This is a genomic window from Algoriphagus sp. AK58 (assembly GCF_014324365.1).
In the GTDB taxonomy this organism is placed as follows: Bacteria; Bacteroidota; Bacteroidia; order Cytophagales; family Cyclobacteriaceae; genus Algoriphagus.
The window spans coordinates 233,364-247,114 of the sequence record NZ_QEIG01000008.1 but is presented as its reverse complement, the minus strand read 5'-3'; the positions used below and the strand labels follow the sequence as shown (position 1 = coordinate 247,114).

Annotated in this window: 12 protein-coding genes; 6 read left to right on the top strand and 6 right to left on the bottom strand. The window is 45.1% G+C overall.

Annotated elements, in window-relative coordinates; all coding sequences use genetic code 11:
• Positions 1 to 96 precede the first annotated feature (96 nt).
• Together DDT91_RS07905 and DDT91_RS07900 are read left to right on the top strand one after the other, a co-directional pair.
• Positions 97 to 477, top strand: a complete 381-nt coding sequence (locus tag DDT91_RS07905) for a VOC family protein (protein ID WP_187175640.1) — start codon at positions 97 to 99, stop codon at positions 475 to 477.
• A gap of 86 nt (positions 478 to 563) precedes the next feature.
• The gene (locus tag DDT91_RS07900; RefSeq protein ID WP_187175639.1) at positions 564 to 1,883 is read left to right on the top strand and encodes a sensor histidine kinase KdpD; all 1,320 of its coding nucleotides are present in this window, start codon (positions 564 to 566) and stop codon (positions 1,881 to 1,883) included.
• On the opposite strand, the gene DDT91_RS07895 is transcribed toward DDT91_RS07900, so the two are convergent.
• The 6 genes from DDT91_RS07895 to DDT91_RS07870 form a co-directional block, all read right to left on the bottom strand.
• Complete coding sequence (locus DDT91_RS07895) at positions 1,863 to 2,423, bottom strand: LUD domain-containing protein (RefSeq protein ID WP_187175638.1); 561 nt, start codon at positions 2,421 to 2,423, stop codon at positions 1,863 to 1,865. The two genes, DDT91_RS07900 and DDT91_RS07895, sit on opposite strands and share 21 nt — an antisense overlap.
• A complete protein-coding gene (locus DDT91_RS07890) occupies positions 2,420 to 3,778 on the bottom strand; it encodes a lactate utilization protein B (RefSeq protein ID WP_187175637.1) in 1,359 nt (452 codons plus the stop codon). The genes DDT91_RS07895 and DDT91_RS07890 overlap by 4 nt, the downstream gene beginning before the upstream one ends.
• Positions 3,775 to 4,533 (bottom strand): (Fe-S)-binding protein, encoded by a 759-nt coding sequence (locus DDT91_RS07885; protein WP_187175636.1) that lies wholly within the window; start codon positions 4,531 to 4,533, stop codon positions 3,775 to 3,777. The genes DDT91_RS07890 and DDT91_RS07885 overlap by 4 nt, the downstream gene beginning before the upstream one ends.
• A gap of 15 nt (positions 4,534 to 4,548) precedes the next feature.
• Positions 4,549 to 5,877: an FGGY-family carbohydrate kinase gene (locus DDT91_RS07880; RefSeq protein ID WP_187175635.1), complete on the bottom strand. Its 1,329-nt coding sequence runs from the start codon at positions 5,875 to 5,877 to the stop codon at positions 4,549 to 4,551.
• 101 nt (positions 5,878 to 5,978) lie between these two features.
• Positions 5,979 to 7,016, bottom strand: a complete 1,038-nt coding sequence (locus tag DDT91_RS07875; protein WP_187175634.1) for a GntR family transcriptional regulator — start codon at positions 7,014 to 7,016, stop codon at positions 5,979 to 5,981.
• Between the two features lie 53 nt (positions 7,017 to 7,069).
• A complete protein-coding gene (locus tag DDT91_RS07870) occupies positions 7,070 to 9,190 on the bottom strand; it encodes a bifunctional aldolase/short-chain dehydrogenase (RefSeq protein ID WP_187175633.1) in 2,121 nt (706 codons plus the stop codon).
• A gap of 259 nt (positions 9,191 to 9,449) precedes the next feature.
• Between DDT91_RS07870 and DDT91_RS07865 the strand changes: the two genes are divergently transcribed.
• The 4 genes from DDT91_RS07865 (at position 9,450) to DDT91_RS07850 (ending at position 13,700) form a co-directional block, all read left to right on the top strand.
• Positions 9,450 to 10,853, top strand: coding sequence for a cytosine permease (locus DDT91_RS07865; protein WP_187175632.1), 1,404 nt, complete (start codon positions 9,450 to 9,452; stop codon positions 10,851 to 10,853).
• The gene (locus DDT91_RS07860) at positions 10,850 to 11,050 is read left to right on the top strand and encodes a hypothetical protein (protein WP_187175631.1); all 201 of its coding nucleotides are present in this window, start codon (positions 10,850 to 10,852) and stop codon (positions 11,048 to 11,050) included. Before DDT91_RS07865 ends, DDT91_RS07860 begins: the two co-directional genes overlap by 4 nt.
• 147 nt (positions 11,051 to 11,197) lie before the next feature.
• Entirely contained in the window at positions 11,198 to 12,439 is a 1,242-nt protein-coding gene (locus DDT91_RS07855) for a TIM barrel protein (RefSeq protein ID WP_187175630.1), read from the top strand.
• Between the two features lie 253 nt (positions 12,440 to 12,692).
• Positions 12,693 to 13,700, top strand: a complete 1,008-nt coding sequence (locus tag DDT91_RS07850; RefSeq protein WP_187175629.1) for an SMP-30/gluconolactonase/LRE family protein — start codon at positions 12,693 to 12,695, stop codon at positions 13,698 to 13,700.
• Positions 13,701 to 13,751: the final 51 nt, after the last annotated feature.

Here is a 13,751-nt window from a genome sequence, read left to right as displayed (position 1 = left end):
CAGAGTCGAAGGACAGTATCGATCAAGATCTATTTAATAGATCTTGATCAAATAAGAATTACTCAAAACCATGAATACCATATCTCACCCAGCCTTATGAAATCAGTGACTGTCTGTTGGTTTGAAATCCCGGTTCAGAATATGGACCGGGCGATACTATTTTATGAAAAAGTATTTGACTGTAAACTTAGCAGGCAGATCATGGGGGATTTTGAAATGGCTTGGTTCCCTTGGGATGAACGTAATGGCGGTGCCGGAGGAAGTTTGGTCTATCAAAAGGATTTTTACAAGCCAAGTTTAGATTCCGGGCCCTTGATTTATTTTACTTCTGAAGATTGTACGACAGAACTTGAAAGGGTAAAGGAGTGCGGAGGAAAGGTTCTGTTTGAAAGGCGACTCATCGCCCCAAACATTGGGTTTATGGGCGTTTTTGTAGATTCGGAGGGTAATAGAATTGCACTTCATTCAACAAAGTAGGTATTTCATGCCTTTTTTTAATAGATGTCGGGTGCTCCCGTAATACTTTCTTACTTTTATGTGTATAACATAAAGTATAAGTATTCATGTGGAGGAGGCTTTTCAATAGTCAACAAGATCCCGGAAATCTGGAGCAATTGCAGCAAAGAATTGCTTTGTATTTTGTGTTCCTGACATTTTTTGCCATCCTTTTCTTTGGAATATCAGATTATTTCTTGGATTTAAACCCCGTTTTGAATCGAGTCCGGCTTGTCTATATCTCCCTTTTTTTATGCTTTGTTTTTATCATGGTCAGGTACCGAAAGTTCTTTTTGGCTATGAATCTGATGTTGGGTTTGATTTTGATTTTTACCATTATCAATTACCTCTACAATGATGGCTATCAAGGGCCAACGTTGACCAATATCTTTGTATTTGTGGTGGCTGTGGCCATTTTTTTCAAAAAGCCATTGAATTTAATTTGGTTGGTAGCAAGCATGGGGAGTTACCTCTTGCTTTTTTACCTGGAGGTAGAATCCCTTATTAAAGTTTCGAAAAATTATCAAAGTCCCAGAGAATTGTTTTTGGATAATGCTATTTCTATAGCCTTATGCACTATTTTCATTTTCATCGGGATTTATCTTTTGATCATCAATTATCAGAAGCAGCATCGGATTTTGGTAGATCTCAAAAAAGAAAATGAAATTCAGCTTGCAGAACTTACCGCTTTAAATTCCAAAAAGAATGAATTAATCGCCCTTCTTTCGCATGATTTAAGAGGGCCTATTGGAACGTTAAATGCTACTTTGGATATGGTGGATCAGGGGATCTTGGACAAAGAGGATTTATCCAAAATTCTTTCCGGATTAAAATCACAGAGTTTTCAGCTGACTCAGGTATTGGACAATACTCTTGCGTGGGTTATCTCAGAAATGCAGGTCAGAGAAACTGAGAAGCCTGAGACGGACATTAAAAAGTTGGGAATGCTGATGGTGGATACCATGGGGGGACAAGCATTAAGTAAAAACCAACGGATGGTATTCGAATTAAACGGGCCAAATTTAGTCGTTAATTTAGAAGCCAAGGAGGTGAAGATTATATTGAAAAACCTGCTGGATAATGCGATTAAATTTTCTCCTGTCGGTGCTTTGATTTATCTATCATTGACCACCTCAGATGACAAAATAAGATGGGAAGTGAGAAATACAGGAAAGCTGATCCCGGAGGAATTGCGCACCCATTTATTCGATTTTGGCGCTAAAAGTGCAAAGGGTACTAAAAATGAAAAAGGGACAGGGATAGGATTGTCTCTTTGTAAGAAAATTGCTGATCATTTGGGGATGAGACTGGGCTATCTCATCAATGAATCAAATGAGAATGTCTTTTACCTGGAAATAGATCTGGAATCAACAAAGTACCACTCTTAGGCTCTTGGCTCCATGAGCACCTATGACTAGGGATTGTTCAATGTCCGCTGTTTTGGAAGGCCCGGCTACGAATAATCCAAAGCCTGAATAGTCCAATCCGATTCGATCATAGGCTTGATGAAGTGTAGGGATCAAATTTTCTTTTTTGAGAATTATGACCAAATGCTCGGTAATAAAAGGAATGGCACGATGGGGGAGCTGTTGATCATCCAGCCAAATTGCTCCGTTTTCAGCTACTCCGAATTGTCCTTCTAAGATGGCCAAATTCAGGTCTTCTAAGTCATGAGGATCTTCAGGAAGAGACAAAGTAGATATGGAAGCATAGCTTGAGGAGGCTGAATACACTTTTGGGAAACTAGCTTCAGAAAGCCAGTTCAAAAACTCCTGTTCCGACACGATGTATCCTTTATTTCCTTCGATAGACTTTCTAAAGCCTGTCTCAACATCCTCCGATATCCCGAATAAAGGAAGCTCTGGAAGAGGTTTTTCTTCTTTTTCAATTCCCCGGATGGCGTTTAATATGGATTCTCGGCTGCTCATTTTCTGTTTTTCAGGTACCAGTCTTTAAAGGATTCCTTGGGTGTTTCGGGAAGATTTCTGCCTTTCCCCCAACTGTTGATTGGATGGTAAATCAATGACTTGGGAAGGGTTTTTAGCGCTGTTCGCATTAGATTTCCTGAGATCTTGTAGGCTAGAGGACTTTTGAAAATCCCATTAGCCAGTTTCATAGACAGGCCTTTTCCGAGTTCACCATGAGTTTTGGTGATCTCTTGTCTCCACTCATAGAGTTGCTCGTGGATGTTGATTTTCACCGGGCACACGTCCGAACAGCTTCCGCAAAGTGTGGAAGCAAAAGGCAGGGTGCTGTGTTTTTTCATATCCAAACCCGGTGAAAGAATGGAACCTATAGGGCCCGGGACCGTGCTTCCATAGCTGTATCCTCCGCTTCGACGGTAGATCGGACAGGTATTCATACAGGCTCCGCAGCGAATGCATTTCAGTGAGTTCCGGAATTTTTCCCGTGCCAGTTGAGCTGTACGTCCGTTGTCCACGAGGATAAGGTGAATTTCTTTTCCAGGTGATGGGCTTCTGAAATGTGAATTGTAATTGGTGACGGGTTGTCCCGTGGCAGACCTAGCGAGCAATCGAAGGAATACGCCAAGGTCTTTCCTTCTTGGGATGATTTTCTCGATTCCCATACAGGCGATATGGACATCTGCGAGATGAACTCCCATATCGGCATTTCCTTCGTTGGTGCAGACGACGAATTCGCCCGTTTCCACCACTGCAAAATTAACCCCGGTAATGGCTACTTTGGCTTTCAGAAACTTCTCTCTCAGGTGAAGTCGTGCCGCATGAGTCAGATAGGTCGGATCCTCATTTCCTTTTTCGGTGTGAAGCTTTTCATGGAAAAGCTCAGCGATTTCCCCCTTTTTTAAGTGAATGGCAGGAAGCACTATATGGCTTGGTGGTTGATTGAGGAATTGCACAATTCGCTCGCCCAAGTCCGTGTCTACCACCTCGATTCCGTTTTTTTCCAGATAAGGATTGAGGTGACATTCCTCTGTCAGGATGGATTTACTCTTGACTATGGCCGTGCACTTTTGCTTTTGCAAAATGGAAAACACGATCTGATTGTGTTCTTCCGCATCTTTGGCCCAATGTACCTGAATTCCGTTTTTTTGGGCATTTCGCTCAAATTCCTCTAAGTAAACATCCAGTTTGGACAGGACATTTTCCTTAATCTGGGAAGCGAGATTTCTCAACTCTTCCCATTCTGGAATCGTTTTGCTGATGCGGTCACGCTTGTCCCGTACAAACCAAAGGGTTTCATCATGCCATTTGGCTTTGGCTTGGTCTTTTAAAAATTCGGTGGCTGCCTGTGGGTGACTCATTGGATGGCTTGGTTTAGGATTTCTGCCAGATGCATAAACTTCACTTTTCTTCCTTCTCTACTGGCTATGCCCTGCAGGTGCATGATGCAGGACATATCTCCTCCTGTAAGTATTTCCACTTCATGATTTTCGTGATCATCCAGTCGATCTCTGCCCATTCGGAGGGACAGGGCTTCCTCAGTGACCGAGAAAGTTCCACCGAAGCCACAGCATTCATCCGTACGGCTTAAGGTCATCCACTCCAGTCCTTCCAGATTTTCCAAAAGGCTTTTTGCTTTATTGAAAGGGGTACTGTTCATTTCGGAGCTCGATGCCAAACGGAGGCCTCGTTGCCCGTGGCAGGAGGCATGGTAACCTACTTTATGAGGGAACTTTCCTTTTAGATTATCCACTTTAAGAATGTCTGTCAAAAACTCCGTGAGCTCAAAAATTTTGTCGTGGATATCCTGATGTTCCTTTTCCAGGTCTGGGAGTTTGGGAAAGTGCTCTTTGACATGCAAGACACAACTCCCTGAAGGAGCGACGATGTAATCGAAATCTTTGAACAGTTCGATAAAATGCCTGGCTGTTCCTTCCGTATCTCTTTCGTACCCTGCATTAGCCATTGGCTGACCACAACAAGTCTGTCCCAAGGGATAGCTTACGCGACACCCGAATTTTTCCAGTAATTCCAAGGTGGAAATACCCACTCTGGGATAAAACTGATCGACATAGCAAGGGATAAAAAGTCCGATATGTGGGGTAGGCTGGTTCATAGCAGGAAGATAAAATCAGGACTTCATATTTACCAACATCGCAGCCCCCAAGGCTGATCCATTTGGGAAATCGCTAGGAATAATTTCCTTCCCGGGAAGTTTGATTCGCAGCATCTCCAGGAAAATAGAATTCGCATTGAAACCCCCATCCACAAAAATTCGATTCACTGGCGCACCGTCTAAAACCAACTTTAAGGAAGCGACTTGAATGTCTGTCAGTTCGTGAATAAAGGTGTAATAGGCTTCGGTAAATTCTGAAAAAATGCTCCAGTCGGTAAATTCAGCTTTTTCCAGACCATACTCTTGGGGTTTGAGGTAATGGAATCCGATTCTTTTTTGAGCGTTGGCCGCCACTTTTTCAAAAATCGACGGATCGAATTGAAGCTTTTTATAAGTGCCAAGTGGAAGATCCCAATGCTTGTACATTTCATCCACCTGATATTTATGTTCTTCTCCGATGAACAGACGGGAGATTTTGATCGGTTGACCGGAAATGCTGAGGAACTGAAGGCAATCTTGGTTGAGTTCGGATTCCGTGAGTGCCGTCTTGTTGAAAGGATTGATGCTGATGGCCCAGGTCCCGGTCGAAAGCAGTGCAAAAGGTTCTTTTTGTTGCTGCAAATAAGGTAAAAGTGCTCCAGAAGAATCATGAATACCAATGCCGCAGGGGATGCTGCCAAGTTCAGGTTTGGTGGTCAGAAGTGTGTTTCCGGGTAGAATGGGAGGCAATAGAGGTTCGATTCCTTCTCTTTTTACCCAGTCGTGGTAATCCATTTTCTCAAAATCCCACAGCCCGGTATGGCACCCGATACTGGTGTAGTCGGATACCATTCGGCCGGTAAAGATCAAGCTGAGGTACTGAGGCAAATGAAGACAATAGTTGACCTTTTTGAAAAACTCAGGTTTGGCGTGTTTCAGGAAATAAATCTGAAGCCCTGAATTGAGCATGGCAAGGGGTGGAGAAGAGGTCTTTTGGCAAAAAACCATTTTGCCTCCATTTTCTGCATAAAATTTCTCCAAAAGCTCCTCAGGATAAGGCTTCAGGTAATCATAAAGCGGGGTGACGGGCTCCCCGATTTCATCGGTATGAACGAAAGAAGCGCCATGGCCCGAAAAATTGAGTTTCTTAATCTCAAAATCCGGGAACTTCAAAGCCTCTTGAAAAGTCTTAAGCATCCACTCCCTTAGTGGTAAAATGGGTTCACTGGGGAATCCATCCTCATCCGGAATGGCTTCCAGTCGGGTATAGGTATTGAAGACCTCTTTGAGGTTTTCGTCGAAAAGGAAGAATTTTTTATTCGTTTTCCCGATGTCAAATACAGCGGTAACGGGGATTTTAGACATGGTAAATGGTGAATAGCCAAGTAACTTTTAAAAGGAACTTAGAAATGGTTTATAAGAAAAGAGAGTCTGAATTTGTGGTCCGGACTCTCTTTGATTTGTGGTTATAGTGACTTTCTGAGGGTCATCCGGAAAGGATTCTTGATGGGGATTCGGTCCTCGATTCCGAGAATTTGCTCTCCGATGGATTTGCCCATACTGACAAAATCAGTGGAGATGGTAGTGATCCCTTCTGCCAGGATTTCTTTCAGTGGGGTATCGTTGTAAGAAATCACGCCCACATCCCGTCCCAGCTTGAGGAGCTGCTCTCTTGACTTTTTGACGATGTTTACCAGATCTGACTCAGCCAGGACTATGTAGCAGTCGCCCACATCCAGTGGTTCGTCATCATCTACCCCGTCTACGATAAGGTTTTTGAAGTCATGAAAAAAGCAGAATCGCTTAAACCCATCCATGATTTCCACCGGATACAGTTCACCTTTTGGAAAAACCAAGATTAATCTTTGGTACTTCCGTAAGTGCGACATTCCTGATTCCAGCACTTCGAAAATGTCTTTGGCAAAATCCTGATACACCCCGGGAAACTCATTCTCATGACCTTTTACAGCCCGGTCAATGATTAGTAGTTTTTCTTTTGGAATACGCTTGATCAAGTCATAGCCTGCTTCAGGATGTCCGTCCTGATCAAAGAAATGCGGTGCCAAAACGTATTGATTGTAGTTGCCCAGGTTTTGTTCCAACAAATCCTCCAAAAGGTTTCTGTTGTAGTGATGGATGTACAAATCCACTGTGGCTTGCGAGCCCAGTGTGTCCAAGATGGAATAATAGATGATTTTTTTGTACGAACTGAGCTTGTTGAAAAGCAACAGGACCTTCATTTTGTGTCCCATATTGGTTGAAGAGATATAGAATCCTTTTCCCCTTACAGAAGAAATGATCCCACGATCTCTCAATTCATTGTAGGCTTTTTCCACGGTGTCTCGGGATAGTAAAAAGTCAAAACTGGTTTCATTGATGGAGGGAATCCTGTCGCCGATTTTCAGTTTTCCCTTTTCAATTTCCTCCAGGATCAAATTGACCACCTGCAGGTACTTCGGCGTGCGCGAGTCCACGGCGATTTTTTCAGATTTGTCAAGAAGCATAGGTTACAAGGGTTAATTGGGTTAGGTTGTTAGGGTAAAAGTGGGTATCGGACTTACCGAGGGAAAGCCGCCGCGAGGCCGCCATCCACATTGAGCATATTTCCGGTGGATTTGGTCAAAAGTCCACCGACGAAGGCAAAGGCGGCATCAGCAATGTCGCTGACTTTCACGCTTTCCTTTAAAAGGGTTCTGTTGGCATAGTATTGAGGAAGGTCTTTCACATCGATGCCGTAGGCTTTGGCCCGATTTTCTGCCCAGCCTCCTTCCCAAATATTTGAGTTTTCGATCACAGCATCCGGATTGACCACATTGACTCTGATTTTGTCTTCAGCCAATTCGGCTGCCATCAGGCGAGACATGTGAAGTTGGGCTGCCTTGGCGGTGCCATACGCCACATTTTTTGGCCCAGCCACCAAGGCGTTCTTGCTGACTACATTGACAATGTCACCTCCTAATCCCTGCTGACGCATCAGGTCAACTCCTGCTTTAGAGACATGGTACTGCCCCATGACCAAGATGTCATTGAGTCGGTCCCAATCCTGTTGGGTGTGATCTTCAAAGGCACGGGAAATCGAGATGCCAGCATTGTTGACCACGATATCCAATCCGCCGAATTTGAGACAAGTCGCCTGAATGGCTTCGGCTAGGCTTCCGGTATCCGTGACATCCAAGCGAACTCCGAGGACGACATCTTTTCCGTATTTCTTTTCAAATTCTGCGACGGTGCCATTCAGTCTTTCCTGATCGATATCGGTTAGCACCACACAAGCGCCTTCCTGCACATACCGTTCGGCGATTCCCTTTCCGATTCCTCCCGCACTTCCGGTGATCAGGGCGATCTTTCTGGAAAGTGGCTTTTCCTTTGGCATACGCTGAAGTTTAGCTTCCTCTAGAAGCCAATATTCGATGTCAAAAGCCTCCTGGAGTGGAAGAGAAACGTATTCGGAAACCGCTTCTGCTCCGCGCATTACATTGATGGCATTGATGTAGAATTCTGAGGCAACTCGACTGGTCTGCTTGTCCTTGGCATAGCTAAACATGCCCACTCCCGGCCATAAGATGACCACCGGATTGGGGTCACGCATGGCTGGACTGTTGGGATGCTTGTGCTTTTGGTAGTAGTCGGCATACATCTCCCGGTAAGTTTGGAAAGCAGCTCCTATTTTCTCTTTTAGACCTTTTACATCACTCAGATCCGCATTTGCCGGTAGATCCAAGACCAAAGGACTGATTTTGGTTCTCAAAAAGTGGTCTGGGCAAGAGGTGCCCATAGGTGCTAATTTTCCAAGATCATGGCTGTTGATGAATTGGAGCACGGTCTCACTGTCGTTGAAGGTGCCGACCATTCGTTTTTCAGAGGAAGCCAAGCCTCTCAAAATTGGAGCTAGCTTAGCGGCTTGGGATTTTCTTTGGCCAGCATCCAGTGATTTCACTTTTTCTCCACCGAAAACAGGTCTTTTCTTGCCATAATTTTCAGCCAAATAAGAGGAAGCCATTTCAATTACCTCCAGACTGTTCATGTAGCATTCATACGCGGTATCTCCCCAGGTAAACAATCCGTGTCCTCCGAGCATAATTCCACGAATGCCAGGGTTGTTGTCGAGGGCTTCTTTGAGTTTCAGTCCAAGGTCAAATCCTGGTCGCTGCCAAGGAACCCACGCGATAGAACCTTTCCAAAGATCTTGAGTGATTTTTTCTCCGTCTTTGGAAGCTGCTATGGCAATCGCAGCATCCGGATGAAGGTGGTCAATATGCTTAAAAGGTAAAAATCCATGAAGCGGGGTGTCGATGGAAGGTGCCTTGGAGGCTAGGTCATAAATACAATGATTGAACAGCTCTACCATTTCATCTTCAAATTCGATGCCCCGATAGATTCCTTTAAGAGACCGGAGTTTGTCGACATAAAGTCCAGCCAAACCAGAACGTGTCATCGTACCAATATCTCCACCCGAACCTTTGATCCACATCACTTCCACAGGCTCCTTGGTCAATGGATCAAGTTCGATGGTCTTGCAGGAAGTATTTCCGCCGCCGTAATTGGTGATTCTCAGGTCCGCTCCCAGCATATTGGAGCGATATATTAAAAGGTCCACCTCATTTCCCTCCAGTTGGGCAGCTTTAGCTTCATCCCAGAGGTAACTTACATATTTGAAACTCATAATAGGTGTATTCATTGGTACAGGTCTACTGGTTATAACATGAATTTCACAGAATCCATGGCATTAGGTATCCTGTAGTGTCTTGCGAGTAATGATTTTTTAGATTTTTTTTCTTGAGAGAAGCATATTTCGTCATTAATTGATTGGTAGTTCATTTCTGATTTCAATTTTGCCTTTCTCAATATTTTCTAAAGATAAAAGGATAATTTGTAGTCTGACAGGGCAGGACAGGGCAGGTTTGATTCTTTATTTTATTCATCCCAAAATAAATCCGATGAGCAGTAAATTATTCAAGAAAATAGTTGCTGAAACCAATGAATACGAACGGACTCCCATTCCGGACAATCAACTGAAAGGCAATAAGAGTTTTCTGGGAATGTACGCGGGAGAGCATACTGCTGGGACGGAATTTGTGATCGGGCCGCTGTTTGTGGCGCATGGAGTCAGTGCGGGGGATTTGGTTTTAGGTCTTTTACTCGGCAATCTGCTCGCTGTACTGAGTTGGGGATTGATTACTGCCCCGATTGCCACTGCCAAGCGAATGACGCTTTATTACCAGCTCGAACGAATCGCCGGAAAACAGGTGGTTCGTTGGTATAATCTGGTCAATGCATTGATGTTCTGTTTTCTGGCAGGTTCGATGATTGCTGTTTCTGCTACTGCGGTAGGGATTCCTTTTAATCTGGAGATGCCGACGTTGAATGACTGGCTTCCCCGAACTCCCGGTTGGATCGTAACGGTTCTGTTGATGGGGGCTGTGATTACCTTGGTAGCAATCCAAGGGTACAATCAGGTATCCAAGTTTGCCAATGTGATGTCGCCCTGGATGATTCTGATTTTTATCGCTGCGGGGATTGTTGGATTAGCTCAGTTGGGGGTCGGTTCGGCTGAAAGCTTGATTTCTGTGGCGAAGGAGGTGATTTGGAACGGGGTTCCACTTCCGGGTATGTCCCGATTCACCATCTGGCACATCATCTTTTTTGCCTGGTTTTGCAATATGGCCATGCATATCGGCATGTCAGATCTGACCATTTTGCGGTACGCCAAATCCTGGACTTCAGGATTTTCAGTGTTCGCAGGTGTTTATTTGGGGCATTTTGTAGCTTGGATTGCCTCTGGGATTTTGTATGCCGTGTTTCTTCAGGCCAATACCGGTTCCCAGGAATTTGCTCCGGGACAGATTGCTTATCAAACCTTAGGCATTGCCGGGGCAGTTTGCGTGATTATCGCGGGCTGGACTACGGCCAATCCGACAATTTACCGGGCAGGATTGGCTTTGCAGGGGATTTTTCCGAAAGTCCCCACTTGGAAAATCACAGCCATCGTGGGTGGGATCACCAGTTTGGCAGCTTGTTTTCCAGCCCTCGTGATGAAGCTATTAGACTTTGTGGCACTTTATGGATTGCTCTTGATGCCGATGGGGGCGGTGATTTTTGCAGATTTTTATTTTGCTGACAAAATGGGTTTCCGTTCGGAAGGAGCCTTGAATTCCAAGTCGGATTTTAGCTGGCCGGCACTGCTGAGTTGGGTGTTGACTTTGGGTTTTTGTTTGGCTTTGAACTTCTCCTATGGTGTGGAAATCTTCTTTCTCGGTCTTCCCGGCTGGTTTGTGGCCGTGGCCATTTTCGTAGTTTTATCTAGAATGAAATACCCCTTGACTAATTTCCTTGCCAAATGAAAGGTCTGTTGAAAATTGCCTCTGTGATCGGATTAGTGTTGTCAATTGTACCACCTGTGCTTTTCTTTTTGGGCCAAATTGAACTCGACTCCATGAAGCTTTGTATGGGAATCGGGATGCTCGCTTGGATGGTGACTGCACCGTTTTGGATAAATAGACAGCAGGAAGACAGAGGACCGGAGACGGAAGAAAATTAAAGCTCTCTCCCGCAAAACCAATTCGGTGTAAGACTGAGCACCTGCCCGACGAGAGTTGGGCAATACGAAGTCGGTAATTGTGGAATTTCAATCAGAATATAAGAGTAATTAACTCGAATAACTCCAATACCAAATTTTCTTAAACAAATGTCCAAAGAATTTCACGCACGTTCACTTTCCTTGATCTCTGAGCAGCTTGATGTCAAAGGGATTAAAGTAAATGCCTTGATTTCTCAGATTTCCAATTTCCAGATTGCGGTACCGAGTTGGGCCTTGGGTGCGGGAGGGACGAGATTTGGGCGGTTTTCAATTGGAGGTGAACCCAGAAATTTGGAGGAAAAACTGGAGGATATCGGACTTCTGTCCAAACTGACCAAGCGAACAGATGCCGTTTCACTGCATATTCCCTGGGATATTCCCCAAGATGCTCAGGCAGTGAAGCAAAAAGTAGCAAGTCTGGGGATCGGTTTTGATGCGATGAATAGCAATACCTTTCAGGATTACGGGCAGCCGCTTTCCTATAAAATGGGTTCGTTGAGTAATGCCGATTCAGCTGTACGTGCTCAGGCCGTGGAACATAATCTTCAGGTGATCGAGATCGGAAAAAGCCTGGGAAGTAAAGGGCTGACCGTGTGGCTGGCGGATGGAAGCAATTTTCCCGGACAGGCCCATTTCCGAAAGGCGCTGCAATGGACCACGGAATCCCTGAAGGAAATCTATGCGGAAATGCCTCATGACTGGAAATTGCTCTTGGAGTACAAGCCCTACGAGCCCAATTTTTACCATACGGTAATTCCCGATTGGGGCACTTCGGCGCTGATTTGTCGGCAGCTTGGAGAGCGGGCCAAGGTGCTTGTGGATCTGGGCCATCACCTGCCCAATACCAATATCGAACAGATTGTAGCTACGCTCATGCATCAGAATCTGCTTGCCGGCTTCCACTTCAATGACAGCAAATATGGGGATGATGACCTTAGCACAGGGAGTGTGAAGCCTTATCAGCTCTTCTTGATCTTTTGCGAACTGATCGGTGGAGCGGCTGAAAGGGCGCAAGCATGGGACTCTATTTCCTGGATGATCGATGCGAGTCACAATACCAAGGACCCATTGGAGGATCTGATTCAGGCGCTCGAGGCCATTTCACAGGCTTATGCCAAGGCTCTTTTGGTGGACCGTGAAAAATTGACTCAATGCCAAAATGAAGGAGATGTGGTGGGAGCTCAGGAAGTGCTGCAAGAAGCGTTTTTGACAGATGTCAGACCTTTAGTTAGAGAGGCGCGAATCCAGAGTGGAGGAGAGGCTGAACCTTTGGATTTTTACCGGAGAGAAAAAATTCGGGAGAAGCTGATCGCTCAACGCGGAAAAAATGCCCAGGCGAGTGGGTTGTGACGCTAATTATTTCTCTACAACTTCCTAAATTCAGCTAAATTCATGAAGTCAACTTCACAAATTTCATTGAATTTGTGAAGTTGGGGCTTTTTAATCTATGATTGAGATTGGATTCGGACTTTTGAGCAGATTGGGTTAACTTCCTCTTTCCCAAAATCAACCTATTATGAAATGCCCATGAGAAAATGTCTCACACAGGGAAATGATTATCCAGGGCATTCCATGTGGCAAATGAAAATCAAATTATAAACACATGAAAAACTCCTTTTGGTTAATCCTTTTTGCACTCGCATCATGTTCTTCTCCTAAATCTCAGGAATCCCTTGAGCAGGAAGTCATGACTATCGGTTCGGTGGAGCGACTTGATGCTTCAATAAATGCCCTGATTCCTGCGGATGCCAAAATCGAAGTGTTGGCTTCGGGTTTCGAATGGGCGGAGGGGCCGCTTTGGCTGGAGGAGCAGCAAGCCTTGATTTTTACCGACGTGCCCACCAATAAAATCTGGAAATGGACCGAGAAAGACAGTCTTTCGCTTTACTTGAGTCCTTCGGGCTACTGGGGAGATCGTACCGATAAACGCGAACCAGGGGCCAATGGACTGACCTTGGATGCAGGAGGAAACCTGATTTTGTGCCAACACGGAGAGCGGCAATTAGGCAAAATGCTGGCTTCGCTTGAGGCACCAAAATCGGAATTTGAAGCATTGGCCACCGGATATGAGGGTAAGCGTTTCAATAGTCCCAATGATTTGGTTTTCAATTCTCGGGGTCAACTTTTTTTCACTGATCCGCCTTACGGGATGGACCCTTGGGATGAGAAGCAGCTGGATTTTCAGGGCGTGTATCGTTTGGACTCCGATGGGAAAGTGAATTTGCTGGTGGATACCCTTTCGCGACCCAATGGAATCGCGCTCAGTCCCGATCAAAAGACGCTCCATATTGCCCAATCCGATCCGGAAAAAGCGAGATACTATGCTTTTGATTTGGATGAAAAGGGTAATGTTGTCGCGGGAAAAGTGCTTTTTGATGCGACTGCATTCCAAAGCGAAACCAGAAAGGGTCTTCCCGATGGACTGAAGGTGCATTCCAGTGGAGTCCTCTTTGCTACCGGTCCTGGCGGGGTTTTGGTGATCAGCCCGGAAGGAAAGCAACTTGGGACAATCCTTACCGAAAACGGAACGGCAAATTGTGCCTTTGATGCCGATGAAAAGTATCTGTATATGACGGCGGATGCGTATTTGATGAGAATAGCCTTGAAGTAAGGGTGTTGGGGAGTAGGAAGTCTGGAGGTAGGAAGTTGTGTTGCTTCTCCT

Coding starts and splice junctions, on each gene's coding strand:
- DDT91_RS07900 (WP_187175639.1), top strand. CDS start 564: ATGTGGAGGAGGCTTTTCAATAGTCAACAAGATCCCGGAAATCTGGAG.
- DDT91_RS07870 (WP_187175633.1), bottom strand. CDS start 9,190: ATGAATACACCTATTATGAGTTTCAAATATGTAAGTTACCTCTGGGAT.
- DDT91_RS07895 (WP_187175638.1), bottom strand. CDS start 2,423: ATGAGCAGCCGAGAATCCATATTAAACGCCATCCGGGGAATTGAAAAA.
- DDT91_RS07860 (WP_187175631.1), top strand. CDS start 10,850: ATGAAAGGTCTGTTGAAAATTGCCTCTGTGATCGGATTAGTGTTGTCA.
- DDT91_RS07885 (WP_187175636.1), bottom strand. CDS start 4,533: ATGAACCAGCCTACCCCACATATCGGACTTTTTATCCCTTGCTATGTC.
- DDT91_RS07875 (WP_187175634.1), bottom strand. CDS start 7,016: ATGCTTCTTGACAAATCTGAAAAAATCGCCGTGGACTCGCGCACGCCG.
- DDT91_RS07850 (WP_187175629.1), top strand. CDS start 12,693: ATGAAAAACTCCTTTTGGTTAATCCTTTTTGCACTCGCATCATGTTCT.
- DDT91_RS07880 (WP_187175635.1), bottom strand. CDS start 5,877: ATGTCTAAAATCCCCGTTACCGCTGTATTTGACATCGGGAAAACGAAT.
- DDT91_RS07855 (WP_187175630.1), top strand. CDS start 11,198: ATGTCCAAAGAATTTCACGCACGTTCACTTTCCTTGATCTCTGAGCAG.
- DDT91_RS07865 (WP_187175632.1), top strand. CDS start 9,450: ATGAGCAGTAAATTATTCAAGAAAATAGTTGCTGAAACCAATGAATAC.
- DDT91_RS07890 (WP_187175637.1), bottom strand. CDS start 3,778: ATGAGTCACCCACAGGCAGCCACCGAATTTTTAAAAGACCAAGCCAAA.
- DDT91_RS07905 (WP_187175640.1), top strand. CDS start 97: ATGAAATCAGTGACTGTCTGTTGGTTTGAAATCCCGGTTCAGAATATG.